The following is a 25563-nucleotide window of genomic DNA, read 5'->3' as shown; positions in this document are numbered from 1 at the left end:
TCGCCCTTCCCTCCTGAGCGGACCCCATGACCGCCGGCAAACCCCTTCCTTGACGGGCGTTTGCCGGCGGTTATGTTTTGGGCCGCCCGCACACGTGAAAGCACAGCCATGACCTCGTCAAACAGCACCGGGCCCACCAGCACCGGCCTGATGTCCGGCTTCAGCGAGGAGGCCCTGGAAGCGGGGCGGCTCCTGTTCGCGAAGGAATGCGACTTCAAGTGGGGCGCCCAGACGCCCGACCAGCTGCCGGAAGCCGACCTGCCGGAGGTGGCCTTCGCCGGCCGTTCCAACGTCGGCAAGTCGAGCCTCGTCAACGCCCTGACCGGGCGCAAGACGCTGGCCCGCACCTCCAACACGCCGGGGCGGACGCAGCAGCTGAACTTCTTCGACCTGGGCGGCCGGCTGAAGCTGGTGGACATGCCCGGCTACGGCTACGCCAAGGAGTCGAAGGAGAAGGTCGAGGCCTGGAACGACATGGTCCGGCGCTACCTGAAGGGCCGGGTCACGCTGCGCCGCGCGTTGGTGCTGATCGATTCGCGCCACGGGCTGAAGCCGAACGACGACGAGATCATGACGATGCTGGACAAGGCCGCCGTGCCCTACGTCGTCGTGCTGACCAAGGCCGACAAGGTGCGGTCGCAGGAGCTGGCCGAAGTCACCAAGCGGTGCGAGGCCGGCCTGAAGAAGCATCCCGCCGCCTTTCCGCAGGTGCACATCACCAGTTCCGAGAAGGGGCTGGGCATCGCGGAGCTGAGGGCCAGCCTCGCGGCGCTTGCCGCGGAGTGACGCCATGCCCCCCGCGCTGACGCCGGCGCTGCTGTTCCTGGTCCAGGCGATCTTGCTGATCGCCGGGCCGTTCCTGCTGTGGCGGCTGTGCGGGGTGAAGCATGTGGCCCCGATGGTGGTCATCCAGATCCTGTTCGGGATCGCGCTTGGTCCCTCGGGGCTGGGCAACGTCGCGCCTGGCCTGTGGGGGGCGCTGTTCGCCCCGGCCTCCCTGGCACCCCTGTCGGGGCTGGCGCTGCTGGCGGTGGTGTTCTTCGCCTTCCTGACCGGGCTGCACCTGGACGTGGACGAGTTGCGCGGGCGCGGGCGCGGCTTCGTGGCGGTCAGCCTGTCGAGCATGCTGGTTCCGACCCTGCTGGGCGGCGCGCTTGGCCTGTGGATCGCCGGCGCCTTTCCGGGCATGGCCGGACCGAAGGCGGAGCCCTGGCTGTTCGCCGCCGGCTTCGGCATCTGCGTCGGGGTGACCGCCCTGCCCGTGCTGGGCGCCATCCTGCGCGAGATGGGCCTGCTGGAGGAGCGGGTGGGCCGGCTGGCGCTGGGCTACGCCGCGGTGAACGACGCGCTGCTCTGGGTGCTGATCACCGCCGTCCTGGCCTGGGCGGCGGGCGGGGCCGAGGGGCTTAGCGGCGTGGCGATGGTCGCGGTGCTGGGCTTCGCCTATCTGGCCCTTACCGAACTGGTCGCCCGCCCGCTGCTGAGCCGGCTGCTGGACCGCGTGGCGCCCGACGGTCGGGTCGGCGACACCGCCGTGGTCGTCACCTGCACCGCGCTGCTGGCCTCCGCCGCGGTGACGGAGCTGATCGGCCTGCACTACATCCTGGGCGCCTTCGTGGCCGGCACCGTCGTGCCGCGCCGGCTGGCCGCCGCCGTGCTGGACCGGCTGGAGCATTTCGCCACGCTGGTCCTGCTGCCCTTCTTCTTCACCCTGACCGGGCTGAAGGTGGATCTGGACCTCGCGGCCTCCGCCCAATGGTGGGTGTTCGCGCTCGCCACCGTGACGACGCTGGTCGGCAAGACACTGGGCACCGCCCTGCCTGCTCGCCTGACCGGCGAGAGCTGGCGCGACTCCTGGAGGCTCGGCGCCCTGATGCCCTGCAAGGGGCTGATGGAGGTGATCGTGCTGACCATCCTGCTGGAGGCCGGCGTGCTGTCCGGGGCCTGCTTCTCCGCCATGGTGCTGATGGCCGTCACGGCAACCGCGCTGACCCAGCCGATGACGCTGCTGGTCGGGCGGGTGGCGCGGGTCGCTGATCCTTGCAGGCAACAGGGTCTACACGGATGACACGGATTTCACGGACCATTCGGCTTGCTGAGCAACGGTTGGCCGAGCAGCCCGGACCGAGCCAAGATCAAAGAAAAATCCGTGTCATCCGTGCCAGAATCTGGGAAATTCGTGTTGAGTTTGTTGCCCGCAACAGCGCGACGGCCCCGTCATTTCGACTCCCCGTCTTCCCCGCCCTCGTCCTTGCGCGGCTTCGTTTCTCCCTGGCCCTTCTCGATCTTGCGGGCGTTCTCCTCCAGTTCCTCCTTGTGGGCTTCGGTGAAGGGGTTGCGCGGCGTCGGCATGATGCGGTCGTTCATGGTCTCGTCCCAATCGGTTGCCATTCGGTTGCCCCTCGGTTGTAAGATCGCGAACCAAGCAGCCTTTCGAGGGTTCCCGGCTGAAAAAGCCCACTAGGCACCCCCGGAGCTTTCCGTTAAAGAGTCCGCCAATGTCCACCCTGACGAACGGCTCTCCCGTGCAGAACACCACCCGCGACGAGTGGCTCGCCAAGGCCCGCACCCTGTCCGAAGCCCTGCCCTACATGCGCCGCTACGCCGGGCGCACCTTCGTCATCAAGTACGGCGGCCACGCCATGGGTGACGACAGCCTGGCGGAGAGCTTCGCCCGCGACATCGTCCTGCTGAAGCAGGTCGGCATCAACCCCGTGGTCGTGCACGGCGGCGGGCCGCAAATCGGGCAGATGCTGCAACGGCTGGCCATCAAGTCCAGCTTCATCGACGGCCTGCGCGTCACCGACAAGGAGACGGTGGAGGTCGTGGAGATGGTGCTGGCCGGCTCCATCAACAAGCAGATCGTCGCCGCCATCAACAACGCGGGCGGTCGCGCCGTCGGCCTGTCGGGCAAGGACGGCAGCCTGATCACCGCGCGCAAGCTGCGCCGCACCCAGCGGGACCCGGACAGCAACATAGAGAAGGTGCTGGACCTGGGCTTCGTGGGCGAGCCGTACCAGGTGAACCCGTCGATCATCACCTCGCTGGCCCAGTCGGACATCATCCCGGTCATCGCGCCGATCGGCTTCGACCGCCAGGGCGACACCTACAACATCAACGCCGACACCGCCGCCGGGGCCGTCGCCTCCGCGCTGGGCGCCACGCGCTTCTTCCTGCTGACGGACGTGGCCGGCGTGATGGACAAGAACAAGGACATCATCACCCGGATGTCGCTCGACCAGGCGCGCGAGGCCATCGCCGACGGCACCGCGACGGGCGGCATGATCCCGAAGATCGAAACCTGCATCGACGCCGTCGAGCAGGGCGTGGACGCCGCCGTCATCCTGGATGGCCGGGTGCCGCACGCCCTGCTGCTGGAGATCTTCACGGAGGGCGGGGCCGGCACGCTGATCGGCCGCGAGTAAGATCGGAAGGGGGCCTGCCATGTCTGACGTCCGCAAGGAGCTGCTGCGCCAGATGAAGGCCATCCGCGAGCGGATGGACCCGAAGCTGCTGGAACGCGCCAAGCTGTCCGTCTTCGGCAAGGTCCCCTTCGACCGCGACTCCGCGAAAGAAGCCGTCGGCCACTTCCTGGACTCCCGGCAGGACGGCGGCGCCTTCCGCCGCAAGCTGGAGGCGGAGCTGCGCAAGGACGGCGGCCCCGCCGAGCTGGAGCTTCCAAAGCAGGATGGCCCGAACAAGGCGGATGACGCGCCCCCGCCGAAGCCCCACCGCGTCGGCCGCATCGTCTGACGGCGGCGTCCCGGCATGCTGCACGCATTCGTCAAGGACGGCGGCACGCTGCGCTGGTCCAAGGAGGCCGAGCAGGACGACGGACCGCTGCCGGCCGAGACGGTCTGGATCGACCTGCTGAACCCGACGCCGCAGGAGCTGGCCCGCGCCGAGGCGCTGATGGGCGTGGCCCTGCCGACGCGGGAGCAGATGGCGGAGATTGAGGAGTCGAGCCGCCTGCGCATCACCCCCGGCGCCGTGCACATGACGGTGATGGCCCTGCTGTGGGCGGACACCGACCGGCCGAGCATCGTCCCGGTCAGCTTCGTCCTGGCCGGCGGGCGGCTCGCCACCATCCATCCCATCGATCCGCAACCCTTCCTGGCCTTCCGCCGCCGCGTCACGCGCAGCGGATGCCCAGTGGCGAAAGGGGCGGCGACCGGCGGCGAAGCCGTGCTGGCGGGGTTGGTCGAGGCCATGGTGGAGCGCACGGCCGGCGTGCTGCGCCGCGTCGGGCTGGAGCTGGACACCATGAGCAGCCGCGCCTTCCGCGGCCGCGCCCTGCCCTCCCGCGCCCAGAAAAGCGCCCAGAACAGCGACGACACCCGCACGCTGAAACGCATCGGCCACACCGGCCATCTGGTCGGCAAGGCGCATGTCAGCTTGGCGAGCCTTCACCGCATGCTGACCTTCCTCGCCCGCGGGGAGGGATGGACCGCCGCCAAGCCGACCCGGCGCTGGGCCCGCGCGGCCCTGCAGGATGTCGTGGGGTTGAGCGAATACGCGCGGTTCCTGGCGGGCAAGGTCGGGCTGCTGCTGGACACCACGCTGGGCCACATCAACGTCGAGCAGAACGAGATCGTGAAGATCGTCTCGATCCTGACGGTGGCCCTGTTCCCGCCGACGCTGGTCGCGACCATCTACGGGATGAATTTCACCGACATGCCGGAAAAAAGTTGGGAGTGGGGGTATCCGATGGCCATCCTGCTGATGGTCCTGTCGGCCCTGCTCCCGATGCTCTATTTCCGGTCGCGGCGCTGGCTTTAAAAAGCGTCCTTACCAGCCGCCGAACAGCGTGTTGAAGGGAATGTGCAGGTAGCCGCCGGCCGTGTTCACCCCCGGATTCTTCTGGGTGATGCCGGCGTTGGAGATGTGCGACAGGTAGGCGGACACCCGCATCTGGTTGTCGAACTCGTAGCCGACCTCGATCTGGCTGCGGAATTCCAGCGCGGAGCCCAGGTTCTTGCTGCCGCCGCGCCGCCAGAAGCCCAACCCGACGCTGGGCGTAAGGACCACCGGCCCGAGCTTGAAATCAGCCAGGAAGCCGCCCCCGCCGAACAGCATGCCGTCGATCGTGGTTTCCACGCCCAGCCAGGGATGGATTTGCGCGTAGGGTTCGGTGAAGGGCAACAGGGAATAGCCGAAGCGATATTCCAGCCGCAAATCGAGCGACCGGTTGCGGGGCGTGTCCGTCGACTCCTGGAAGACGATGGAATCATACGCGCCCACGCCGAAGCTGACCAGATCGGGGGACGACGCGGCGTGCACGCTTCCTGCGAAGGGCATGCTCAAAGACAAGGCAGAAAGAGAAGCAGCCACCAAGTATTTTCGGAACGCGCGCATGAAGCCTCCCGGTCTCGACTTCGGAGGAACATGATTGTTATTTGCTGGGGAATGAACTGCGCCGATGGTGGTATGCCACAGGCGCAGAAGCAGAACGAACCACCTAAGCCGTTCGGGTTTTGGCCATGGTTTCTCCGTCGCGGACGGAATGGGTCGTCTCGTGCCGTTCCGAAAATTTCTCGCGCGTGGCAGAAAATTTCTCTTTTACTTCAAGCCATTCCTTCAGGATTTTCCCGATCGCGAACACGAAAAGCCCATGGGCCGTGGTGATTTCCGTGCCGATGAGGTCCTCCAGCATGGTGTCGAACAGTTCGAGCACCGCCGTCAGGAGCAGGAAGGCGGAAACGGCGATTTGGGCAAAGGAAGGCCATTGGGACAAACGCATCGCGCGAACTCCAGGCGCTGGTGGGCCACTCAAGACGAAAAGAGGCGACCATCATACGCATAGCGTTGCGCAACCTCAACGCTGCCGTTCCCAGGGGTTGTACAGAAAGTGGCTTCAGACCAGGGCCAGCAGGACGCTCCAGCCCAGCAACACGGCGTTGACCGTCAGGGTCACCGACATGCCCGGCGCGCGGGCGTAGGGGTGGGTGAGGTAGCCGGCCCAGAACAGCAGGCGGCCCACCACGAACAGGATGGTCGCCACGGTCGCTGCGCCGAGATCCGGCAGGGGAGCCTGCGCCACCAGAGCGGCCAGCGCCGGCAGGAAGACCATGGTCTGCTCCACCGTGTTGCTCAGCACGCGTTGGCTGACCCGGTGGAACCGCGACTCGGGATCGTCGATGGGGTTCAGGGCGACCGACCGGGCGCGCGCCAGCATGACGCCGCCCACGGCCAGAAACAAGACCAACGCCGGCCACAAGGCCAGGCGCGCCCAGAAAGCCATGCGCGCACCGGGGTTGGCGATCCCCTCCGGCGGCGCGACGATGGCGAACAGCAGCCAGAAGGCCGCGAGCGTGAGCGCCACAGCCGTCAGGTTGACGGTAGCCGCCAGCGTCAGAAGACGGGTCCTCCTGCCGGCGGCCATGGCGTATCCCTCAGCCCAGGCCCTTAGCCCAAGCCCTTCTGGCCCATGTCGAGGAACTTCTGGCGGCGCTGGGCGCGCAGTGCGGCACCGTCCAGCCCTTCCAGATCGCGCAGCGATTCCTCGACGGCGTCGCCGAGCGCTTTCACCGTCTCCGCCGGGTCGCGGTGGGCTCCGCCGATCGGCTCGCTCACCACCCGGTCGATGACGCCGAGTTCCTTGAGATCCTGGCTGATCAGGCGCAGCGCGATCGCCGCCTCCCCCGCCATGTCGGGGTTGCGCCACAGGATCGAGGCGCAGCCCTCCGGCGAGATGACGGAGTAGATGGCGTGCTCCAGCATCAGCACCCGGTCGGCGGTCGCGATGGCGATGGCGCCGCCCGAGCCGCCCTCGCCGATCACCGCGGCCACCATGGGCACGGCGAGGCGCAGGCAGCGCTCGATGCTCTTGGCGATGGCCTCGGCCTGGCCGCGCTCCTCCGCCTGGACGCCGGGGAAGGCGCCGGCGGTGTCGACCAGCGACACGACGGGCAGGTTGAAGCGGTCGGCGAGGTCCATCAGGCGCTGGGCCTTGCGGTAGCCCTCGGGCTTCGCCATGCCGAAGTTGTGGCGCACGCGCGTTTCCGTGTCGTGGCCCTTCTCCTGGCCGATGACCACCACCGACCGGCCGCGGAAGCGGCCCAGGCCGCCGATGACCGCGCGGTCCTCGGCGAAGGCGCGGTCGCCGGCCAGCGGCGTGAAGTCCTCGATCAGCCCCTTCACATAGTCCAGGCAGTGCGGCCGGTTGGGGTGGCGCGCCACCTGCACCTTCTGTGCGGGGGTGAGCTTGGCGTAGGTCTGCCGCAGGAGCTTGTCGACCTTGGTCTGCAGCTTGGTGACCTCGTCGGCGATGTTGATATCGCCGGCGTTGGTCAGGTGGCGCAGCTCTTCGATCTTGCCTTCAAGCTCGGCGATCGGCTTTTCGAATTCGAGGAAGGTTTGCATGCCGGAAGGATCACGGACCGATATAGATAGGACGCGGACGTCGCGGACCGGCCTTGGTAGCACGGTGCGGCGCGGCGACGCCACAGGTTATCGCGCGGCATTATGCCCAAAAACGCGGCTTCCCAGAAGTCGCCGCCCGAAGGCCACCAGCAGAACACCGGCGACGATCACTGCCGCCCCGCCCCAAATCCAGGCGGAATAGCGCTCCCCGAAGACCAGCGTGCCCGTTCCCAGCCCCACCGCCGTCGCCACATAGCCGATCTGGCTGAGATAGACCGGCCCGGCCACGACCTGGAGGCGGAAATAGAGGATGTAGGTGAAGGCGGTCACCGCGATCTGCAGCGCGGCGAGCCCCGGCGCCAGCCCGAGCTTCGGCAGTTCCCCCGCTGCCCCAGTGGCGAGCAGGGCCAGCGCCACCCAGGCCGCCCCGCCGAGCATCGTGCCGGACGCGAGCGCCAGCGGCTTCGCCCCCGGCGGCCAGGCGGCGGTGCGGTAGACGTTGCCGGCGGCGACCGAGACCGGCATCAGGAAAGCCAGCGCCATCCAGCCGGCGAGGTCCGGCGACGGGAGGCTGCCGCGCGGCCCCACGATCATCAGCGCGCCGGCGAAGCCCAGCCCGATCCCCGCCGCCCGCCAGCGGTCCGGCCGCTCGATGCCCACCGCCGTGGCCATCACCAGCGTCAGGATCGGCGGCAGCGTGTAGACCACGGACGACAGGCCGGCGCCCAGCGGCGGCATGACGATGAACAGCACCACGTTGGGCAGCGCCACGGACAGGAAGCCGGACACCAGGAAATAGCGCAGGTACCGCCCGGTCAGCGGCAACGGCGCCCCCTTGGCCCGCGCCAGCGCCGCCAGGATCGCCCCGGCGCCGAACATCATGGAAAAAGCCCAGGGCAACGGCGGCACGCCCGCCGCCTGGGCGAACTTCGTCGCCGGAACGATCGCTCCGATCAGCCCGCCGGTGGACAGCAGGAGCAGGAGCGATTCAACGCCGTGGGATGCGGTGCGCGGGGCTGGCCGGGCGGCAGGAGAGGATGCGGACACGGTGTCGCTTCGGGTCATCCACGCCGCTGGGCGGGACGCCAGCCATCCTCCAGCCCCTCCGGGAAATCCGGGCTCAGGGTCTGGTCGAGGGTGAACGGGCAGTCCACCGGGAAGCGCTCCGCCGGCAAGTCCGTCTCGCGGACGGCTTCGCGGCGGGCCAACTGGTAAGCCTTGTCGAACAGGGCCGGGAGCTTCGGCGCGAGGCTCGGGTTTTCCTCCAGCGCCAGGGCGGCGTTGTCGCGCTCGCGCTGGATGGTGTTGCGCCAGCTTCGCGATCGGCGCTCCGGCTGTTCCTGCCATTTCAGGAGGTGAAGAAGGATCAGGCGCAGGCAATTCCGCAGCCGGTCCGCTTCGCTGCGGCCCATACTCTCGATCTCCTCGGCGAGGTTTTCGACGTCCACCTCGGACAGCTTGCCGGCGCGCAGAAGCCCGGCCTGCTCCTGCGTCCAGCCGTAGAAATCGTCCTCATAGGCGGCGGCGTTGCGTCCCATGCCCAACTCTTTTCGTAACCCGTTACGAAACATGGTAGCGCCGCCCGCCTTGTTTAAGGAAGCGCTCACACCCCCTGCACGACGATGTGGTCGTAGGCGGGCAGGGTCAGGAAGTCGACGAAGTCCTTGCGCTCCACGAGATCGCGGAACAGCACGGCGGCCTCCTCGTACTGGCCCACCTCGAAGGCGGCGGGGCCGACGCGGTCCTTCCAGGCGGCCAGCTCCTCGTCGATGATGGCGTCGACCAGCTCCATGGTGACCGGGCGGCCGTCGTCCAGCGCGGCGCCGTGGTGCAGCCATTGCCAGACCTGGGTGCGGCTGATCTCCGCCGTGGCGGCGTCCTCCATCAGGTTGAACAACGGCACGCAGCCGATGCCGCGCAGCCACGCCTCGATATAGCCGATGGCGACCGCCGCGTTGTTGCGCAGGCCCTTCTCCGTCTTCGACCCGTCCGGAACCGTCAGCAGGTCGGCGGCGGCGACGGTCACGTCGGTGCGCTTGCGGTCGATCTGGTTGGGGGTGGGCATGTAGGTGTTGAACACCTCCATCGCCACTGGGACGAGGCCGGGGTGCGCCACCCAGGTGCCGTCGTGGCCGTTGGACACCTCCCGCTCCTTGTCGGCGCGGACGCGGGAGAAGGCGGTCTCGTTGGCGGCCGGGTCGTCCTTGACGGGGATGTAGGCGGCCATGCCGCCGATGGCCGGGGCGCCGCGCTTGTGGCACGTCCGGATCGCCAGCAGGCTGTAGGACTGCAGGAAATGCGTCGCCATGGTGACCTCCGCCCGGTCGGGCAGGACGGCGGCGGGGTCGTTGCGGAACTTCTTGATGAAGCTGAAGATGTAGTCCCAGCGCCCGCAGTTCAGGCCGGCGGAGTGGTCGCGCAGTTCGTAGAGGATCTCGTCCATCTCGAAGGCGGCCAGGATCGTCTCGATCAGCACCGTCGCCTTGATGGAGCCGTGCGGAATCTTCAGGTAGTCCTCGGCCAGCGTGAACACCTCGTTCCACAGCCGCGCCTCGAAATGGCTTTCCAGCTTCGGCAGGTAGAAATAGGGGCCGGAGCCGCGCTCCAGCAATTCCCTGGCGTTGTGGAAGGCGAAGAGCGCGAAGTCGAACAGCGCGCCGGAGATCGGCTCCCCGTCCAGCAGGACGTGCTTTTCCTCAAGGTGCCAGCCGCGCGGGCGGACCTTCAGCACGGCGGTCTTGTCGTTCAGCCGGTACTTCTTGCCGCTGGCCGGATCCTCGTGGCTGATCGTCCGGCGCACGGCGTCGCGCAGGTTGATCTGCCCCTCCACCTGGTTGGCCCAGGACGGGCAGAGCGAATCCTCGAAGTCGGCCATGAAGACCTTCGCGCCGGAGTTCAGCGCGTTGATGATCATCTTGCGCTCCACCGGGCCGGTGATCTCCACCCGGCGGTCGAGCAGGTCGTGCGGCAGCGGCGCGATCATCCACGCCGCCTCGCGCACCGCGCGGGTTTCCGGCAGGAAGTCCGGCTTCTGCCCCTTGTCCAGCAGGGCCTGCCGCTTGGCACGCACGTCGAGAAGGCGCAGGCGCTCCGACCCGAAGCGCCCCTCCAGCTCCGCCAGGAAGGCCAGCGCCTCCGGCGTCAGGATGGCGTCGAAGCCCGGCTTGATCGGCCCCAGGATCTCCAGACCGGAAATGGTCGTGCCCATGCGTGTTCTCCCCCCGAACGGAGCGGCGCGTCGTTGCGCGGCCGCCAGACCCCAATTGGCCCAATTGGTTCAGGGCTATACCACAACGGGAGGATCGGACCAACGATGCATCGCACGGATCGGTCGCGCCAAGCGGTCGCGGCGTAACACTATTGCGTACGTGCGGTCTTTCGCCGCGCCAAGGGGTGGTGCTCGTGCACGACCTGCTTCAACCGTTCCGAAACCACGTGGGTGTAGATCTGGGTGGTCGCGATGTCCGCGTGGCCCAGCATCTTCTGGACGGAGCGCAGGTCGGCGCCGCGGTCGAGCAGGTGCGTGGCAAAGGCGTGGCGCAGCACGTGGGGGCTGACCTTCTCCGGGTCGATGCCCGACTCGATGGCCAGCTCCTTCAGCAGCTGGGCGAAGCGCTGGCGGGTCAGGTGACCGTTGGTGGAGCTGCGCGACGGGAACATGAAGGCGACCGGCCCGCTTTCCCGGCCAGCCAGGATGAAGTGGCTCCGCCAGGGCAGGTAGGCGGCCAGCGCGGCCGAGGCGGGCTCCGACAGGGGGACCATGCGCTCCTTCCCGCCCTTGCCGCGCACGATCAGGCCGCGCCCATCGCGCAGGATGGAGGCCATGGGCAGGCCGACCAGCTCCGACACGCGCAGGCCGGTGGCATAAAGCACCTCCAGCAGGGCCACCAGCCGCAGCCCCTCCGGCCCGCCGCGGGTCTGGGCGGCGTCGATCATGCGGGTGACCTCGTCCACCGTCAGGATCTTGGGCAGCGGCCGGCCCTGCTTGGGGCTGTCGAGCGCCGAGGCCGGGTCGTCCTGGCGCCGCCCTTCCGAAACCAGGAAGCGGTAGAACTGGCGCATCGCCGACAGGCGGCGCGCCACGGTGCGCGGGGCGGCGGGCTTCTGGTCGCCGCCGCCGGCCGCGTGCTGGTAGGCCAGATAGCCGCGCAGATCCTCCGTCCCGGCCTTGTCCAGCGGCAGGCCGCGCTGGGCGAGCCAGAGACCGAGGTCGGCGAGGTCGCGTTCGTAGGCAATGCGCGTGTTCAGCGCGGCCCCGCGCTCCGCCGTCAGCATGTCGAGGAAGGCGTCCACATGCGGCGACGCGGCGACCGGCCGCGGCTTGCAGGGGCGCCCGCGACGCTTGGCCCCGGTGCTCTTGGCTGGGGTCTTGGCCTGGGGGTTCTTTGGGGGCATTCGGGTCATCCAGCCAGGGCCGCGGCGGCTTCACGGGCGATGGCGCGGGCGTCGGCCTCCAGACCTACGGCGCGCAGGCCCGCCACGACGCGGGCCACCACCACGGGCGAGGCGGCGGCAGGGCCACCCTCCCCCAGCAGCAGAAGGGCGGCGAGCACGGTTTCCCCGGTCCGGCCGGCGGCGGAGGCGTCCTTCAGCCGCTCCCACAGGGCGGGGTTCGGAAGCATGGGATTGATCTGTGCGGCGGGCGCCTCGCCGTCGGCGGCGCGCAGCCAGGCGTCGTCCGGCACGGCCACGCCGACCGCCTGCAACAGGGCAAGCTGGCCGGCGACCCGCGCCCGGGCCGCGGCGTCGGCGCCGCGCAGCGCCTCGTCCAGCCAACCGGCAAGGCCGGCGTTCCCCGGCGGGGCGCCACCAGCGATGACGGACAGCGGCCACAGCCGCGCCACCTCGGCCGTCGGCCGGCTGCGCAACGCGAGGTCGTACCAGCGCCGGCCCGCCTCGGCGCGGCCCAGCGCGAAGCAGAGGCGCGCGGCGGCTGGGGCCAGCGCCGCGGCGTCCGGGGTCGTGTCGAGCATCCCCGCCGCAGCGGCCCCCAGCGGGCCGGCCAGAAGCGGCGCGTCCACGAGGTCCACGGCCAGCCGCGCCAGCTCCACCCGGCGCCGACCGTCCATCGCGGCAAGGAAGGCCCGCTGCACCAGCGCCCGCGTGCGGGCGGAGCGGTCGCGGGCCGCCATGTCCTTCAGCAGGACCGGATCCTCAGCCTTGGAGGGAACCGCGTGGTAGGCGTCGGCCAGCTGGCGGGCGTCGAGGAACAGGGCCGCGGCGGCGCGTTCGGCGGCGGTGACGCGGGTGGCGGGGTCGGTGGACGGGTTGGTGGCGACCGCCGCGAGGCGGGCCGGGTCGCTCAATGCCAGGACGTCGGGCGGCGCGCCGAGCTGGAGCGCGCGCAGGGCCGCCAGGGTCACCGGGCCGGGATCCTTCAGGCCGCGCAGCGCGGGCGGCGGGCCGCCGGCCATCGCCTCCGCCAAGGCTGGGAACAGGCGGTCGCCGCCCGGCTGCTCCCGCAGCATGTCGAGCGTCAGGCCGGTGTCCGAGGACTCCGCCGCCGCCCCTGCCGCCTTTCCGGCGCGCAGGCGGCAGAACAGCGTCACCCGCTGCCAATAGGCGCCGGCGAAGGGCTTCGCCCGTTCCTGCGCGGCGGCGCAGTCCAGGGGGCCGGCGAGCATCTGCGCGTCGGTCAGGGCGCGGGCGGCGGCCTCGTCGGCCAGGGCGTCGGGCAGCAGGGCGGCGAGGTCGGCCGCACCGCGCGGGTCGCCCATGGCCGCCAGCTTCTCCACGCGGAGCGCGCCGAAGCGGCGCGGCGGGGCGGGCTCGCCCGGGGCCGCCTGGGGCGAACCGCGGCTGAGCAGAAGCCGGCGCTCCAGCTCCTTGACGGCGGGCGACGGGGTGGCGACGGGCAGTTCGGGCAGAAGGCGCAGCAGGACGGCGCGCGGCAGGCCCTGCCAGGGGTTGCCGCCCAGGCCGCGAGGGTCGTCGAGCGTGCCGGCCCCGTCGGGGTCGAGCGGCCCCAGCGTCTCCACCTGGATCGGGGCGGGAGGCGCCACCTTGGGCACCACGTCGAAGGACGGGGGCGGGGGCGCCACCGGCGTCACGGGCGGCGGTAGGGCAGCCGGCGGCGCCGCGACCGCCGGCGGCGGGGCGGGCGATGCCGGTGCGGGCGCTGGCGCAGGCACCAGCCGGATCGGCGGGCCGACGCGGCCGTCCTGCGCCAGCGCAGGCGCGGCGATCAAAAAGGCGGCCAAAAATGCAGTCGAGACGGCGAACGCGCCCGCGGCCACGACGGTGGAGGCCGCGGGCGAGCGCGGTCGCCCGGCGGATATCCCGGCGTCAGCGGGGGAACCGCTCATCCGGAATGACCTTTTCCACCGTCTTCGACGGTGCCGGCATGTCCCAGGACGCGAGGAACGCCATGCCGCCGCCGACAACGAGCAGAAGCAGGACGAAGAGTACGGAAATGACCCGGCTCATAGTGATCGTTGACGTGTTTCTGTGGAAGGAACGGCGGCGCTGTATCACGGTCTGCGTCCGTGCGGCTTGGGACAAGGATGCGCTTCATGCTAAAGCATCGCGAACCCGTCCGCGCCGCTGACCCGATGGTCGATGACCGCAGGACGTACCACCTTAGACGCACGGCACGGTTCGGCGCAACAACCGGTCGTGCGGCGGATCTGGATTTGGACGCCGGTATCAGGGATTTCGCAACGTCATGACCGCTCGCGCACCGTCACACACCCCGCCTCCAGGCCCGCCGCAGAGCCCGCCTCCAGGCCCGGCGAAGGCCCTGCCGAAGACGGTCGTGCTCGTGGGGCTGATGGGTGCGGGCAAGAGCGCCATCGGCCGGCGCCTGGCTGCGCGCCTGCACCTGCCCTTCGTCGATGCCGACACGGAGATCGAGGCGGCGGCCGGCTGCACCATCGCGGAAATCTTCGCCCGCGACGGCGAGGCGGTCTTCCGGTCGGTGGAGCGCAAGATAATCGCCCGCCTGCTGACGGAGCAGCCCGTCCACATCCTGGCGACCGGCGGCGGCGCCTTCATGGACCCGGAGACGCGGGCGATGATCCGCCGGCACGGCCTGTCGGTGTGGCTGCGCGCGGAACTGGACGTGCTGCTGGCGCGCACCGCGCGGCGCACCCACCGGCCACTGCTGAACGCCGGGGACCCGAAGGAAATCCTGCAGAAGCTGATGACCGCCCGCTACCCCGTCTACACGGAGGCCGACCTGACGGTGATCAGCGACGAACGCCCGCCGGAGGCGACGGTGGAGCAGGTCCTGGACGCGCTGGAAGCGCATTTCGGCATCGCCCTGCGCCAAGGCGGCCATCACCATCATCGCCACCACGCCGCCCACCCTTCCGACAAGCATTGACCGAGGCCCGACCATGACCACGTCCGTCACCGACACCGTTCGCCTCGACCTCGGTCCGCGCAGCTACGACATCCTGGTCGGCGACGGCATGCTGGCCGACGCCGGCCCGCGCATCGCCGCGGTCACCCGGGGCCGCGCCCCCATCGTTGTCACCGACGAGAACGTCGCGCCTTTGCACCTGCCCACGCTGGAGCGCACCCTGCGCGAGACCGGCGTGGAGCCGACCCAGGCCATCGTTCTGCCGGCCGGCGAGAAGACCAAGGACTTCGCCCATTTCGAACGGCTGATGGACGCCATCCTGGAGCGCGGGATCGAGCGGTCGGCCGTTCTGCTGGCGCTGGGCGGCGGAGTGATCGGCGACATCACCGGCTTCGCCGCGGCGTCGGCGCTGCGCGGCATCGACTTCATCCAGGTGCCGACGACCCTGCTCAGCCAAGTGGACAGCTCGGTCGGCGGCAAGACCGGCATCAACAGCCGCCACGGCAAGAACCTGGTCGGCGCCTTCCACCAGCCGAAGCTGGTCATCGCCGATACCGCCACGCTGGACACCCTGCCCCGGCGCGAGGTGCTGGCCGGCTACGCCGAGGTGGTGAAGTACGGGCTGATCCGCCTGCCCGACTTCTTCGCGTGGCTGGAGCAGAACGGCCCCCGTGTGGTGGCCGGCGACAGCGACGCCCGCCGCTACGCCGTCACCGCCAGCTGCCGCGCCAAGGCCGATATCGTCGGCGTGGACGAGCGGGAGAGCGGCGACCGCGCCTTGCTCAACCTCGGCCACACCTTCGGCCACGCGCTGGAGGCGGCGACCGGCTTCGGTTCCCGCCTGCTGCACGGGGAGGCGGTGTCCATCGGCATGGTCCTGGCCTTCGACCTGTCGGTGCGGCTCGGCCTCTGCCCCGCGGCGGACGCCGACCGGGCGCGGGCCCATCTGGCCGGCGTCGGCCTGCCGGTCCGCCCCACCGACGTGCCGGGCGTGGAGTGGGACGTGGACGGGCTGATCCTGTCCATGGCCAAGGACAAGAAGGTCAAGGACGGCCGAGTCACCTTCGTCCTGGTCCGCGGCCTAGGCGACGCCTTCACCCTGCGCGACGTCGAGCCTGCCGCGGTGCGCTCCCTGCTGGAGGATGCCGTTTCCGGGAACTGAGGTTCCGGTATAACAACCGGCCGGCATCACAACCGGATGCCTTGACCGTTGGCGGGGCGAACTGTCAGAATTCTCCATCGTCTCGATTCGCGCCCTATCGGGCGCCGAGTCGCTGCCCAAAGAGGGAGAAGAGACATGCCGAACCGCAAGCTCATGCCCGACGTCATCAAGGACCAGCAGCTCGTCACGCTTCCGCCCGACGCGACCGCCCGCGACGCCGCCGTGCTGATGGCGGAGCGGCGGGTGGCCGCCGTGCTGGTGACGGAGGGCCGGACGCTCAAGGGAATCGTCACGGAACGCGACCTGACCGCCCGAGTCGTCGCCGCAGGCCGTGACGCCGCCGCCACGCGCCTTGCCGAGGTGATGACCGCCAACCCCGACACCCTGGGGCCGAACGCCCGCGCCATCGAGGCGCTGGAGCTGATGGAGCGGCGCCATTACCGCCACCTGCCGGTCACCGCCGACGGCCCGGACGGCGGCGCGGTGCTGGGGATCGTGTCGATCCGGGACCTGTTCGCCGTGGTGCGCGCGCATCTGGAGGACGAAATCCGCGACCGCGAGGCCTTCATCTTCGGGTCGAACTATTCCGTCGGCGTGTCCCCCTGAGGAGACCCAACCGACGGAACCCGGCTGATGCCTCACAGTTAATGTTGCCCAGTTGATGCTGCAATGCGGCGGGGCCGGCTTGACCTGAACGCTGGCCCCGCCGATATTCCTTCAACCCACAAACACGCCGTCCCAGCAAGACGGCCATTGGAAAGACGGCCGGCCGGTTTACGTCGAACCGGCTGGACCACCCGAGCCCCACACCCACCGAGACCAGAGAGCACCATGCCGCTGTCCGAACCCGCCGCCCGCGAGCCGATCCACACCCGGGAGGTCACCTGCCGGGGCTTTCGGCGGGCCGACGGCCTGTGGGACATCGAAGGCCACCTGACCGACGTGAAGGCCTATGAATTCACCACGGAGCAGCGCGGCCAGATCCTGCCCGGCGACCCGGTGCACGGCATGTGGATTCGCCTGACGGTGGACGACAGCCTGACGGTCCGGGCGGTGGAGGCGGTCACGGAGAAGAGCCCCTACCGCACCTGCGGCGCGGTGCTCCCGAACTTCCAGCGCCTGGTCGGGCTGCGGATCGCCAGCGGCTGGACCCGCGCCGTGAAGGAACGCCTGGGCGGCATCCAGGGCTGCACCCATCTGGTGGAACTGCTGGGTCCGGTCGCGACGACGGCGTTCCAGACCATCTACCCGATCCTCGCCCGCGAGCAGGCGGCGAAGGCGAAGAACGGCGAAACGGGCGAGGCCATGCTGAGCACCAAGCGGCCGGTCCTGCTGAACACCTGCCACATCTTCGACAGCAAGGGCGAGGTCGTGCGCAAGAACTGGCCCGACCACTACACCGGCGACACGGAAAAGGCGGCGGAAGCGGCTGACTGACCGCCTCCCACCGCCTTTTGGATCGTATTTCCGACCGTACCGGCGCCGGGCTACGCCCCGCCAAGCTTATGCTTCGTAGGTCGCGCGCGGAACGTCGGTGAAGCCGGTGGCCGGGAAGCCCGGCGGCGTGGCGATCGCCTGTGTGCCGGTGTTGCCCGCGGGCTGGTCGAGGTCCTCCGGCTGCGGCAGTTCGAAGGGCGTGCCGACGAAGGGGTCGCCGCCGCCGTGGCCGGCCCGCACGTGGCCGTCCTCGGTGCAGGCCCGCCGGAAATAGGCGGCGATGAAGACGCGGACCGCCGAGGTCAGCGTCACCTCCACGCTGTCCGCCGACAGGCCCTTGCGCCGAGCCTGCTCGTCCAGCCGCTCCTTGATCTGGGTGCAGAGCTTGTTGACGGTCAGGCCCTCGCGCCGCGCGATGTCCTCCAGCGCGTCCCACATGGACGGCTCCAGCCGCATGCTGGTGCGATGGCCGCCCACCATGATGTTCATGCTCTTCAGCGGCTCCACCCCAAGGCTGGGCATGGTGCTCACCCGCTTCTTCGGCCCGCGCTTCGCCATCCGCCGCACTCTCCACGAAGCCGCCGGATGACGCGCGAGGCGTGCGTCGGTCACGGCGCGATAAATGGTTGCATGAGCCGCACTGTACTAAATACCGCGAGAATTGCAACCATGGCCGCACTCAAATTACGATGGACCGAAGGAAAAGGACTCTTGATGGTTGCATGCATATGTATGCATTTTCCCTGCCCGCTTCCGCAGCCGCTTTGACGGTGACGAATGCGGCCAAGGTGCCGTTCTAGTTTGGGTTGTTACCGGTTCGCCTCGTCGGGAGTCAGCGTGGTCAGGCCGAGCGCGTGGATGCGCTCCGCCATTTCTTGGGCGAGCAGGCCGTAGACCATGCGCTGCCGCTCCACCCGCGACTTCCCGGCGAAGGCGGCGGAGACGATGGTCACGTGGAAGTGTGTTTCCCCTTCCGGACGGGCCCCCGCGTGGCCGGCGTGGCGGCCGGACTCGTCGGCGATGTCCAGCGCCTCGGGGGCCAGGGCGTCGGTCAGCTTCTGGCGGATGCGGGTCGCGTATTCCATGATGGTGATCCTGGGGAACGGTGATCCTGTGGGCCAATGATCCTGGAGGGGATCCTGCGGTCGGATGAGCCGCTGAGGAGGGACCACGGCCGAGCCCGTGTCAAGGTTTCCGGGGGTTATTCCGCGTCATGGGACCCGCCCCTTGCGTGCGCTTGCCAGAGTGAGTGCCTCTTCCCATACTTCCGTCATGACCAAGCAGCGCCCTCGTTACGACTTCAGCAGTTTCTCCCGGCCACGCACCGCGACGCGCGCGTGCGACCATCCGGGCTGCGAGTGCGAGGGCGAATACCGCGCGCCGAAGAGCCGCACCCACCTTAACGACTACTACTGGTTCTGCCTGGATCATGTGCGCGAGTACAACCGCGCCTGGGACTATTACGCCGGCATGAAGCCCGAGCAGATCGAGGAGGAGGTCCGGCGCGACACGACGTGGCAACGGCCCAGTTGGCCGCTCGGCTTCTGGGCGGTGCAGGAGAAGTTCCTGCGCGACCGCGCCATGAACGGCTTCAGCTTCGAGTTCGGCCGCGACGCCGGCAAGGGCGCGTCGGAGGAGCAGAAGCAGCGCCGCCAGGCCGCCCGCACCGCGGAGGAGGAGGCGTTGGTGGTGCTGAACCTCAGCCCGCCGGTGGACTTCCCGCGGATCAAGGCCCGCTACCGCGAACTGGTGAAAATTCACCATCCCGACGCCAACGGCGGGGACAAGGCGGCCGAAGAGAAGTTGAAGGAGATCAATCAGGCCTACAACACTCTAAAAGCCTGCTATGGTGTATGAACCCTGACGGTTGGGCCGGATCCGTTCGGCCGGGCCGCACCCGACCACAGACACTCGCTGGAACGATAAGAACCTCCCATGCCTTCTCAAGGAGCCACCCAGGCCAGCTCGGCCCTGTTCGATCACGTTCCCGACATCACCCTGTCGGTGCGTCAAGTCTTCGGCATCGACAGCGACATGCAGGTGCCGGCCTTCAGCCAGCGCACGGAGCATGTCCCGGACATCGATGAGGCCTACCGCTTCGACCGCGACACCACGCTCGCCATCCTGGCGGGCTTCGCCTACAACCGGCGCGTCATGGTCCAGGGCTATCACGGCACCGGCAAATCCACCCACATCGAACAGGTGGCGGCGCGCCTGAACTGGCCCTGCATCCGCATCAACCTGGACAGCCACATCAGCCGAATCGACCTGATGGGCAAGGACGCCATCGTGCTGCGCGACGGCGTGCAGGTCACGGAATACCGCGAAGGCATCCTGCCCTGGGCGCTGCAGCACGCCTGCGCGCTGGTCTTCGACGAGTACGACGCCGGCCGCCCGGACGTGATGTTCGTGATCCAGCGCGTGCTGGAGGTGGAAGGCAAGCTGACGCTGCTCGACCAGAACCGCGTCATCCGGCCGCACCCGGGCTTCCGCCTGTTCGCCACCGCGAACACCGTGGGCCTGGGCGACACCACCGGCCTGTACCACGGCACGCAGCAGATCAACCAGGGCCAGATGGACCGCTGGAACATCGTGGCGACGCTGAACTACCTGCCGCTGGACGCCGAGGTGAAGATCATCGCCTCCAAGGTGCCGGAGTACGACGACGAGGCCGGCCGCAAGACCGTGGCATCGATGGTCCGCCTGGCCGACCTGACCCGCGCCGGCTTCATCAACGGCGACATCTCCACCGTGATGAGCCCCCGCACGGTCATCACCTGGGCCGAGAACGCCCGGATCTTCAACGACGTCGCCTTCGCGTTCCGGATCACCTTCCTGAACAAGTGCGACGAGGTGGAGCGCCCGACGGTCGCCGAATACTACCAGCGCTGCTTCGGCACCGAACTGCCGGAGACGGGGGTGCAGGCGAACCTGGTGTGAACCGGGAAACGGCGGTGTTCCGCCTGTCCGTGAAGTGCTCATTCTTCACGGATTTCGCGGATTTAGACACGGATTTTCATGAATGAGGGTTGTCTTAGACCAGACGATCGAAGCGCTCACCGAGCGCATCATCGGAGCCGGTTTCGAGGTTTTCAACACGCTCGGGCAAGGCTTTATCGAATCGGTCTACCAAAACGCCCTCGTTCATGAACTCCGCGGCCGTGACCTGGATGTCGGCTTGGAGATTCCGTTCGACGTTTCCTACAAGGGGAACAGCGTCGGGACGTACTCCGCGGACATCGTGGTTGAACAGCGGGTCATCGTCGAACTGAAGGTCGCCGAGGCCATCGGCCAACCGCACATCAAGCAAGTGGTGAACTATCTTCGCGCCAGCGGGATGCCGGTTGGCCTCATCCTCAACTTCGGTACGCCGAGCCTGACGATCCGGCGCGTCCTTCCTTAAGGAAAAAATCCGTGTAATCCGTGCCAAAATCCGCGAAATCCGTGAAGCCCCGGTAGTCCCCAACTCTGCTGACAGCCCGCCATGACCGAACGCGAAAACCCCGTCGAGGCCTTCAAGCGCTCCACCGCCGCCACGGTGCGCGCCCTTTCGCGTCGCGCGGACGTGCAGGTGGGCTTCTCCACCGAGCCGCCGGGCGTGGCGGGCTTGCGCGTGCGCGTGCCGACGCCGGCGCGTGACCTGAACCCGCAGGACGTCGCCAAGCTCCGGGGCGCAGCCGATGCCGCGTCGCTGCGTCTGCGCTTCCACGACAACGCCATCCATCTCCAGCGCATGCCGCTGGGCGACACCGCCCGCGCCGCCTTCGACGCCATGGAGCAGGCCCGCTGCGAGGCGCTGGGCGCCAACAACATGCCGGGCATCGCCGCCAACCTGGAGGCCTCGCTCGACGAGCGCTACCACCGGCAGGGCTTCGACCGGATGGAGGACCGCGACCAGGTGCCGCTGGCCGAGGCGCTGCGCATGATCGCGCGCGAGGCCATGACCGGCGCCGTCCCGCCCCCCTCCGCCGCCCACGCGGTGGACCTGTGGCGCCCCTGGATCGTGGACAAGCTGGGGTCCGACCTGCACGGCCTCGCCGAGCACATCGGCGACCAGGACGCCTACGCCCGCGCCGTGCGCAAGCTGCTCGCCGAGTTGGACATGGAGGTCGGCAACGAGCCCGACGAGCCGGAGGAGAGCGAGGAGGACGAGCGCAACAACGAGCAGGACGACAACGAGCCGAACAGCGGCCAGACCCAGGGCTCCGACGACGTCCAGAGCCAGACCGACTCGATGACCTCGCAGGACATGCAGGAGTCGGACGAGGGCGACCAAGCCGAGGAAGGCACCGGCGAGGAGGGCGACACCCAGATGGGCGAGGGCGAGGGGGCGGAGGAGCCCGCCGGCCCCGGCCAGCCCTGGCGCCCGGAGGCGCGCGGCCGCAACGAGCCCGATCCCAACGCCTACAAGCCCTTCACCACCCAGTTCGACGAGGTGGTGGACGCCGCCGACCTGTGCGACCCGGACGAACTGGCCCGCCTGCGCCACATGCTGGACCAGCAGCTGCAGCACCTGCAGGGTGTCATCTCCAAGCTGGCCAACCGCCTGCAACGCCGCCTGCTGGCCAAGCAGCAGCGCAGCTGGGAGTTCGACCTGGACGAGGGCATCCTGGACGCCGCCCGGCTGGCCCGCATCGTCGTCAACCCGGTGCTGCCGCTGTCCTTCAAGAAGGAGAAGGAGACGGATTTCCGCGACACGGTGGTGTCGCTGCTGATCGACAATTCCGGCTCCATGCGCGGCCGGCCGATCTCCATCGCCGCGATGAGCGCGGACATCCTCGCCCGCACGCTGGAGCGCTGCGCCGTGAAGGTGGAGGTGCTGGGCTTCACCACCCGCGCCTGGAAGGGCGGGCAGGCGCGCGAGCAATGGATCGCGTCCGGCAAGCCGCCGAATCCCGGCCGCCTGAACGACCTGCGCCACATCGTCTACAAGGCGGCCGACCAGCCCTGGCGGCGCGCGCGCAAGAACCTGGGGCTGATGCTGCGCGAAGGCATCCTGAAGGAGAACATCGACGGCGAGGCGCTGATGTGGGCGCACAACCGCCTGATCGGCCGGTCGGAGCAGCGGCGCATCCTGATGGTCATCTCCGACGGCGCGCCGGTGGATGATTCGACGCTGTCGGTCAACTCCGGCAACTACCTGGAGCGCCACCTGCGGCAGGTGATCGAGTACATCGAGACCCGCTCCCCAGTGGAACTGGTGGCCATCGGCATCGGCCACGACGTCACCCGCTACTACCGCCGCGCCGTCACCATTGTCGACGCGGAGCAGCTGGGCGGCACCATGATGAACAAGCTGGCCGAGTTGTTCGACGAGGACGACCGCCGCGGCCGCGGCGGCGTCTGGCGGTAAGGCCGCAACGAAAAAGGCGCGGGAGAATTCCGCGCCTTTTCGATTCGCCTCTGGTGGGGCCGGTTACTGCAGGCTGCGCTGCATCTCCTCGAAGCTGCGCGAGAAGCCGTTCAGCGGGAAGTCGATGTCGCGCTTGCCGGCGCGCAGGAAGTTGACGCGGACCAGCACGGTGGAGCCGTTGCGGAACTGGTCCACCACGCGGCCGGACACGAAGTTCGGGAACATGCACATGTTCAGCGTGGCGATCTGCGTCTCGATGCGCGGTTGCCGGTCCACGCGGATCGCGCAATTCTCGACCATGCCCTGGCTGGTGGTCAGGAACAGGTGAAAGTCGTTACCGGTCGGGATGACGCTGAGCGCCACGAAGCCGACCTCCTTCCCGTCGTCGAACAGGCGGTAGTTCATCAGGCGGCAGACCTTGCTGTCGGTCATGCGGTCGATCTCGCACCGGTTCGTCCACGCCCCTTCCGGCCCGAACTCCCCGGCGGCCTTGGAGAAGTCCACGGCGGACGCCGGGCCGACGGCGGCGATCGCGGACAGCAGCGCCGCACCAAAAGCGATGAGAACCTTCCAACGCATCGTCTTTGCCCCTCAACCGTCGCGGAGTGTTGCGGAAGGTCGTCGGACCGCCCGCGCGGATTATAGGCATACCCAAAAGTGGTACAAGACCTTCCTCCTTTCGCCAGAAGCTTCCGTAACCCCATTATGAGAACGGTTATCATTCGCGCTTGACAGAGTGACGTCCTCCGGCCAAGTTGGCGGTGAGAACGGTTCGCAATTAGGAACCGCAAGACCATCAGGAAATCGGGAGACATCTGGATGCACATCGGAACGCGCGCCGCGCTGACCGCCGCCTTCACCGCCACGCTGCTCGCGTCCGTCGGGGCCAGCGCCGCGGAGGTGAACGTCTACTCCTCGCGCCACTACGATGTGGACAAGGCCCTCTACGACACCTTCACGCAGCAGACCGGCATCAAGGTCAACGTGATCGAGGGCAAGGAAGACGAGCTGATCGAGCGCATGAAGACCGAGGGCGCCAACAGCCCGGCCGACGTGCTGATCACCGTTGACGCCGGCCGCCTGTGGCGCGCCCAGGAGGCTGGCCTGCTTCAGCCGACCCGCAACAAGGCGCTGGAGGCCGCCATCCCGGCCCACCTGCGCGAGCCTGAGGGTCACTGGTTCGGCATCTCCAAGCGCGCCCGCATCATCGTCTACAACAAGGCCACGGTGAAGCCGGCCGACCTGCCGCGCTACGAGTCGCTGGCGGAGCCGGCCTGGAAGGGCCGCGTGCTCGTCCGCGGGTCGAACAGCGTCTACAACCAGTCGCTGGTCGGCTCCCTGCTCGCCGCCGACGGCGAGGCGAAGACGGAGGCCTGGGCCAAGGGCGTCGTCGCCAACATGGCGCGCAAGCCGCAGGGCGGCGACACCGACCAGATCAAGGGCGTGGCCGCCGGCGAGGGCGACGTGGCGGTGTCCAACACCTACTACTTCGCGCGGATCGCCTCCTCCACCAAGCCGGAGGACAAGGCCATCGCCGACAAGCTGGGCGTGATCTTCCCCAACCAGGGCGACCGCGGCACCCACGTGAACATCTCCGGCGCCGGCATCACCAAGAGCGCGCCGAACAAGGAGTCGGCGGAGAAGTTCCTGGAGTACCTGATCAGCCCCGACGCCCAGCGCATGTTCACCGAGAAGAACTTCGAGTACCCGATCGTCGCGGGCGCGCCGACCGCGCCGGTGCTGGTCAGCTGGGGCACCTTCAAGGAAGACCCGCTGAACGCCGCCGTCTACGGCAAGAACAACGCCGAAGCCCTGAAGATCATGGACCGCGCCGGCTGGAAGTAAGCCACAGCCGTCGCGAAAAAGGGCGCGTCCCAGCGGTGGAGACGCGCCCTTTCTTTTTGCTCAGCGCTCATTCTTCACGGAATATACAGATTTTTGCACGGATGACCGGATTTCATGGGATTTCTCTTTCTCAAGAGTGAAAACCCGGAAATCCGTGTTCAAATCCGCGCAATCCGTGAAGACTTGGTACGCCGCAACGGGCAACCACCCGCCTCAGAACCGGCCTTCTTCGAAGTCGCGGTAGGCCTGCACGACCTCCTCGCGGGTGTTCATGACGAAGGGGCCACCCCAGGCCACGGGCTCGCCGATGGGACGGCCGGTCAGCAGCAGGAAGCGCGCGCCGGCCGGGCCGGCGGTGACCTCGACCCGGTCGCCCTCACCCAGCACCACCACGCGCGGGCCGCCCAGCCGCAGCGAGCTGCCGGGCACGGTGACGGAACCCTCGAACACGATCAGCGCCGCCGTGTGCCCGGCCGGGGCCGATTCGGCGAAGGTCGCGCCCTCCGGAAGGCGGACGTCGAAGTAGCGGGCCTCGGTCGGGCCGGCCTGGATGGGGCCCACGGTGCCCTGCTCCGTCGTGCCGGCGATCACCGTGACGGTCGTGCCGTCGGCGCGCGTCTCCACCGGAATGCGGTCGGCCGCGAATTCCTGGTAGCGCGGCTCGCCCATCTTCAGGCTGGCCGGCAGGTTGATCCACAGCTGGAAGCCCTTCATCAGGCCTTCCGTCTGCTCCGGCATCTCGGAATGGATCACGCCGCGCCCGGCGGTCATCCACTGCACGCCGCCGGTCTCGATCACGCCCTCATGGCCGTGGTTGTCCCAATGCCGCATACGGCCGGCCAGCATATAGGTCACCGTCTCGAAGCCGCGGTGCGGGTGGTCCGGGAAGCCGGCCAGATAGTCCTGCGGCTCGTCGGAGCCGAAATAATCCAGCATCAGGAACGGGTCGAGCATGCGCAGCTGCGGCGTGCCGACCATCCGCGTCATGCGCACGCCGGCCCCGTCGGACGCCTCCATGCCGGCGACGGCGGACAGGACGGGACGAATGGTTGCGGCGCTCATGGATGCCTCCTCAGGCGTTCGTTTGCCTGCAAAGAGGTA

General features: G+C 68.7%; 29 protein-coding genes. 14 read left to right on the top strand and 15 right to left on the bottom strand.

Annotated features, from left to right (window positions below; translation table 11 throughout):
• The first annotated feature begins 108 nt into the window (after positions 1-108).
• Together yihA and M2351_RS02050 are read left to right on the top strand one after the other, a co-directional pair.
• Positions 109-786 (top strand): ribosome biogenesis GTP-binding protein YihA/YsxC, encoded by a 678-nt coding sequence (gene yihA / locus M2351_RS02055; RefSeq protein WP_406567355.1) that lies wholly within the window; start codon positions 109-111, stop codon positions 784-786.
• Between the two features lie 4 nt (positions 787-790).
• On the top strand, positions 791-2068 hold the full coding sequence (locus tag M2351_RS02050; RefSeq protein WP_264654499.1) for a cation:proton antiporter: 1278 nt from the start codon (positions 791-793) through the stop codon (positions 2066-2068).
• 149 nt (positions 2069-2217) lie between these two features.
• Here the strand turns inward: M2351_RS02050 and M2351_RS02045 are convergent, their stop codons facing one another.
• A complete protein-coding gene (locus tag M2351_RS02045; RefSeq protein ID WP_264654498.1) occupies positions 2218-2391 on the bottom strand; it encodes a hypothetical protein in 174 nt (57 codons plus the stop codon).
• Between the two features lie 107 nt (positions 2392-2498).
• Between M2351_RS02045 and argB the strand changes: the two genes are divergently transcribed.
• From argB to M2351_RS02030, 3 genes are read left to right on the top strand one after another with little or no spacing between them, the layout of a single operon-like run.
• Complete coding sequence (argB, locus tag M2351_RS02040; RefSeq protein WP_264654497.1) at positions 2499-3425, top strand: acetylglutamate kinase; 927 nt, start codon at positions 2499-2501, stop codon at positions 3423-3425.
• Between the two features lie 19 nt (positions 3426-3444).
• A complete protein-coding gene (locus M2351_RS02035; protein WP_264654496.1) occupies positions 3445-3753 on the top strand; it encodes a hypothetical protein in 309 nt (102 codons plus the stop codon).
• Positions 3754-3768: 15 nt separating this feature from the next.
• Positions 3769-4779 carry a magnesium transporter CorA family protein gene (locus tag M2351_RS02030; protein ID WP_264654495.1) on the top strand — a complete coding sequence of 337 codons (1011 nt, stop codon included), beginning with the start codon at positions 3769-3771 and terminating at the stop codon, positions 4777-4779.
• 9 nt (positions 4780-4788) lie between these two features.
• On the opposite strand, the gene M2351_RS02025 is transcribed toward M2351_RS02030, so the two are convergent.
• From M2351_RS02025 to M2351_RS01980, 10 genes are all read right to left on the bottom strand, one after another.
• Positions 4789-5298, bottom strand: coding sequence for an acyloxyacyl hydrolase (locus tag M2351_RS02025; RefSeq protein WP_264654494.1), 510 nt, complete (start codon positions 5296-5298; stop codon positions 4789-4791).
• 160 nt (positions 5299-5458) lie between these two features.
• A complete protein-coding gene (locus M2351_RS02020) occupies positions 5459-5740 on the bottom strand; it encodes a hypothetical protein (protein ID WP_264654493.1) in 282 nt (93 codons plus the stop codon).
• Between the two features lie 114 nt (positions 5741-5854).
• Positions 5855-6382: an MAPEG family protein gene (locus M2351_RS02015; RefSeq protein ID WP_264654492.1), complete on the bottom strand. Its 528-nt coding sequence runs from the start codon at positions 6380-6382 to the stop codon at positions 5855-5857.
• A gap of 23 nt (positions 6383-6405) precedes the next feature.
• Positions 6406-7362, bottom strand: a complete 957-nt coding sequence (locus M2351_RS02010; RefSeq protein ID WP_264654491.1) for an acetyl-CoA carboxylase carboxyltransferase subunit alpha — start codon at positions 7360-7362, stop codon at positions 6406-6408.
• Positions 7363-7449: 87 nt separating this feature from the next.
• Positions 7450-8409 carry a DMT family transporter gene (locus M2351_RS02005; protein WP_264654490.1) on the bottom strand — a complete coding sequence of 320 codons (960 nt, stop codon included), beginning with the start codon at positions 8407-8409 and terminating at the stop codon, positions 7450-7452.
• Positions 8410-8423: 14 nt separating this feature from the next.
• Positions 8424-8900 carry a DUF29 domain-containing protein gene (locus tag M2351_RS02000; RefSeq protein WP_264654489.1) on the bottom strand — a complete coding sequence of 159 codons (477 nt, stop codon included), beginning with the start codon at positions 8898-8900 and terminating at the stop codon, positions 8424-8426.
• 65 nt (positions 8901-8965) lie between these two features.
• The gene (gene aceB / locus M2351_RS01995) at positions 8966-10570 is read right to left on the bottom strand and encodes a malate synthase A (protein WP_264654488.1); all 1605 of its coding nucleotides are present in this window, start codon (positions 10568-10570) and stop codon (positions 8966-8968) included.
• A 149-nt stretch (positions 10571-10719) separates the two neighbouring features.
• Positions 10720-11757 carry a site-specific tyrosine recombinase XerD gene (gene xerD, locus M2351_RS01990; protein WP_264654487.1) on the bottom strand — a complete coding sequence of 346 codons (1038 nt, stop codon included), beginning with the start codon at positions 11755-11757 and terminating at the stop codon, positions 10720-10722.
• A 5-nt stretch (positions 11758-11762) separates the two neighbouring features.
• Positions 11763-13667, bottom strand: a complete 1905-nt coding sequence (locus M2351_RS01985) for a hypothetical protein (RefSeq protein ID WP_264654486.1) — start codon at positions 13665-13667, stop codon at positions 11763-11765.
• Positions 13648-13788 carry a hypothetical protein gene (locus M2351_RS01980; RefSeq protein WP_246500552.1) on the bottom strand — a complete coding sequence of 47 codons (141 nt, stop codon included), beginning with the start codon at positions 13786-13788 and terminating at the stop codon, positions 13648-13650. The genes M2351_RS01985 and M2351_RS01980 overlap by 20 nt, the downstream gene beginning before the upstream one ends.
• Positions 13789-14026: 238 nt before the next feature.
• Between M2351_RS01980 and M2351_RS01975 the strand changes: the two genes are divergently transcribed.
• The 4 genes from M2351_RS01975 (at position 14027) to M2351_RS01960 (ending at position 17264) form a co-directional block, all read left to right on the top strand.
• Positions 14027-14686, top strand: coding sequence for a shikimate kinase (locus tag M2351_RS01975; protein WP_406567354.1), 660 nt, complete (start codon positions 14027-14029; stop codon positions 14684-14686).
• Between the two features lie 13 nt (positions 14687-14699).
• Positions 14700-15827 carry a 3-dehydroquinate synthase gene (gene aroB, locus M2351_RS01970; protein WP_264654485.1) on the top strand — a complete coding sequence of 376 codons (1128 nt, stop codon included), beginning with the start codon at positions 14700-14702 and terminating at the stop codon, positions 15825-15827.
• A 135-nt stretch (positions 15828-15962) separates the two neighbouring features.
• Positions 15963-16433, top strand: a complete 471-nt coding sequence (locus M2351_RS01965) for a CBS domain-containing protein (protein ID WP_264654484.1) — start codon at positions 15963-15965, stop codon at positions 16431-16433.
• Between the two features lie 225 nt (positions 16434-16658).
• Positions 16659-17264 (top strand): DUF2889 domain-containing protein, encoded by a 606-nt coding sequence (locus tag M2351_RS01960; RefSeq protein ID WP_264654483.1) that lies wholly within the window; start codon positions 16659-16661, stop codon positions 17262-17264.
• 66 nt (positions 17265-17330) lie between these two features.
• Here the strand turns inward: M2351_RS01960 and M2351_RS01955 are convergent, their stop codons facing one another.
• Both M2351_RS01955 and M2351_RS01950 read right to left on the bottom strand, forming a co-directional pair.
• Entirely contained in the window at positions 17331-17822 is a 492-nt protein-coding gene (locus M2351_RS01955; protein ID WP_264654482.1) for a ribbon-helix-helix domain-containing protein, read from the bottom strand.
• Between the two features lie 251 nt (positions 17823-18073).
• Entirely contained in the window at positions 18074-18349 is a 276-nt protein-coding gene (locus M2351_RS01950; protein ID WP_264654481.1) for a BolA family protein, read from the bottom strand.
• Between the two features lie 187 nt (positions 18350-18536).
• Between M2351_RS01950 and M2351_RS01945 the strand changes: the two genes are divergently transcribed.
• The 4 genes from M2351_RS01945 (at position 18537) to cobT (ending at position 22617) form a co-directional block, all read left to right on the top strand.
• Positions 18537-19121, top strand: a complete 585-nt coding sequence (locus M2351_RS01945; protein WP_264654480.1) for a J domain-containing protein — start codon at positions 18537-18539, stop codon at positions 19119-19121.
• A 78-nt stretch (positions 19122-19199) separates the two neighbouring features.
• On the top strand, positions 19200-20204 hold the full coding sequence (cobS, locus tag M2351_RS01940) for a cobaltochelatase subunit CobS (protein ID WP_264654479.1): 1005 nt from the start codon (positions 19200-19202) through the stop codon (positions 20202-20204).
• A gap of 82 nt (positions 20205-20286) precedes the next feature.
• Complete coding sequence (locus M2351_RS01935; RefSeq protein ID WP_264654478.1) at positions 20287-20667, top strand: GxxExxY protein; 381 nt, start codon at positions 20287-20289, stop codon at positions 20665-20667.
• Positions 20668-20748: 81 nt separating this feature from the next.
• Positions 20749-22617 (top strand): cobaltochelatase subunit CobT, encoded by a 1869-nt coding sequence (gene cobT, locus M2351_RS01930; RefSeq protein ID WP_264654477.1) that lies wholly within the window; start codon positions 20749-20751, stop codon positions 22615-22617.
• Between the two features lie 63 nt (positions 22618-22680).
• Here cobT and M2351_RS01925 read toward each other — a convergent pair whose 3' ends face one another.
• Complete coding sequence (locus M2351_RS01925) at positions 22681-23196, bottom strand: invasion associated locus B family protein (RefSeq protein ID WP_264654476.1); 516 nt, start codon at positions 23194-23196, stop codon at positions 22681-22683.
• A 240-nt stretch (positions 23197-23436) separates the two neighbouring features.
• Between M2351_RS01925 and M2351_RS01920 the strand changes: the two genes are divergently transcribed.
• Positions 23437-24462 (top strand): Fe(3+) ABC transporter substrate-binding protein, encoded by a 1026-nt coding sequence (locus M2351_RS01920; RefSeq protein ID WP_264654475.1) that lies wholly within the window; start codon positions 23437-23439, stop codon positions 24460-24462.
• 213 nt (positions 24463-24675) lie between these two features.
• Here M2351_RS01920 and M2351_RS01915 read toward each other — a convergent pair whose 3' ends face one another.
• Positions 24676-25524, bottom strand: coding sequence for a pirin family protein (locus M2351_RS01915; RefSeq protein WP_264654474.1), 849 nt, complete (start codon positions 25522-25524; stop codon positions 24676-24678).
• Between the last annotated feature and the right edge of the window lie 39 nt (positions 25525-25563).

It is taken from the genome of Azospirillum canadense (assembly GCF_025961225.1).
Taxonomy (GTDB): Bacteria; Pseudomonadota; Alphaproteobacteria; order Azospirillales; family Azospirillaceae; genus Azospirillum; species Azospirillum canadense.
The sequence above is the reverse complement of the archived record's forward strand: the minus strand, read 5'-3'. Positions and strand labels throughout refer to the sequence as shown.

Bases quoted from the DNA above. Each gene is read 5' to 3' on its own strand.
- M2351_RS02025 (WP_264654494.1), bottom strand. From the start codon at position 5,298: ATGCCCTTCGCAGGAAGCGTGCACGCCGCGTCGTCCCCCGATCTGGTC.
- M2351_RS01945 (WP_264654480.1), top strand. From the start codon at position 18,537: ATGACCAAGCAGCGCCCTCGTTACGACTTCAGCAGTTTCTCCCGGCCA.
- M2351_RS01980 (WP_246500552.1), bottom strand. From the start codon at position 13,788: ATGAGCCGGGTCATTTCCGTACTCTTCGTCCTGCTTCTGCTCGTTGTC.
- M2351_RS02010 (WP_264654491.1), bottom strand. From the start codon at position 7,362: ATGCAAACCTTCCTCGAATTCGAAAAGCCGATCGCCGAGCTTGAAGGC.
- cobT (WP_264654477.1), top strand. From the start codon at position 20,749: ATGACCGAACGCGAAAACCCCGTCGAGGCCTTCAAGCGCTCCACCGCC.
- argB (WP_264654497.1), top strand. From the start codon at position 2,499: ATGTCCACCCTGACGAACGGCTCTCCCGTGCAGAACACCACCCGCGAC.
- M2351_RS01935 (WP_264654478.1), top strand. From the start codon at position 20,287: ATGAGGGTTGTCTTAGACCAGACGATCGAAGCGCTCACCGAGCGCATC.
- yihA (WP_406567355.1), top strand. From the start codon at position 109: ATGACCTCGTCAAACAGCACCGGGCCCACCAGCACCGGCCTGATGTCC.
- cobS (WP_264654479.1), top strand. From the start codon at position 19,200: ATGCCTTCTCAAGGAGCCACCCAGGCCAGCTCGGCCCTGTTCGATCAC.
- xerD (WP_264654487.1), bottom strand. From the start codon at position 11,757: ATGCCCCCAAAGAACCCCCAGGCCAAGACCCCAGCCAAGAGCACCGGG.
- M2351_RS01950 (WP_264654481.1), bottom strand. From the start codon at position 18,349: ATGGAATACGCGACCCGCATCCGCCAGAAGCTGACCGACGCCCTGGCC.
- M2351_RS01960 (WP_264654483.1), top strand. From the start codon at position 16,659: ATGCCGCTGTCCGAACCCGCCGCCCGCGAGCCGATCCACACCCGGGAG.
- M2351_RS02050 (WP_264654499.1), top strand. From the start codon at position 791: ATGCCCCCCGCGCTGACGCCGGCGCTGCTGTTCCTGGTCCAGGCGATC.
- M2351_RS02000 (WP_264654489.1), bottom strand. From the start codon at position 8,900: ATGGGACGCAACGCCGCCGCCTATGAGGACGATTTCTACGGCTGGACG.
- M2351_RS01985 (WP_264654486.1), bottom strand. From the start codon at position 13,667: ATGAGCGGTTCCCCCGCTGACGCCGGGATATCCGCCGGGCGACCGCGC.
- M2351_RS02030 (WP_264654495.1), top strand. From the start codon at position 3,769: ATGCTGCACGCATTCGTCAAGGACGGCGGCACGCTGCGCTGGTCCAAG.
- M2351_RS01965 (WP_264654484.1), top strand. From the start codon at position 15,963: ATGCCGAACCGCAAGCTCATGCCCGACGTCATCAAGGACCAGCAGCTC.
- M2351_RS02020 (WP_264654493.1), bottom strand. From the start codon at position 5,740: ATGCGTTTGTCCCAATGGCCTTCCTTTGCCCAAATCGCCGTTTCCGCC.
- M2351_RS02045 (WP_264654498.1), bottom strand. From the start codon at position 2,391: ATGGCAACCGATTGGGACGAGACCATGAACGACCGCATCATGCCGACG.
- M2351_RS01915 (WP_264654474.1), bottom strand. From the start codon at position 25,524: ATGAGCGCCGCAACCATTCGTCCCGTCCTGTCCGCCGTCGCCGGCATG.
- M2351_RS02035 (WP_264654496.1), top strand. From the start codon at position 3,445: ATGTCTGACGTCCGCAAGGAGCTGCTGCGCCAGATGAAGGCCATCCGC.
- M2351_RS01920 (WP_264654475.1), top strand. From the start codon at position 23,437: ATGCACATCGGAACGCGCGCCGCGCTGACCGCCGCCTTCACCGCCACG.
- aroB (WP_264654485.1), top strand. From the start codon at position 14,700: ATGACCACGTCCGTCACCGACACCGTTCGCCTCGACCTCGGTCCGCGC.
- aceB (WP_264654488.1), bottom strand. From the start codon at position 10,570: ATGGGCACGACCATTTCCGGTCTGGAGATCCTGGGGCCGATCAAGCCG.
- M2351_RS01925 (WP_264654476.1), bottom strand. From the start codon at position 23,196: ATGCGTTGGAAGGTTCTCATCGCTTTTGGTGCGGCGCTGCTGTCCGCG.
- M2351_RS01955 (WP_264654482.1), bottom strand. From the start codon at position 17,822: ATGGCGAAGCGCGGGCCGAAGAAGCGGGTGAGCACCATGCCCAGCCTT.
- M2351_RS02015 (WP_264654492.1), bottom strand. From the start codon at position 6,382: ATGGCCGCCGGCAGGAGGACCCGTCTTCTGACGCTGGCGGCTACCGTC.
- M2351_RS01975 (WP_406567354.1), top strand. From the start codon at position 14,027: ATGACCGCTCGCGCACCGTCACACACCCCGCCTCCAGGCCCGCCGCAG.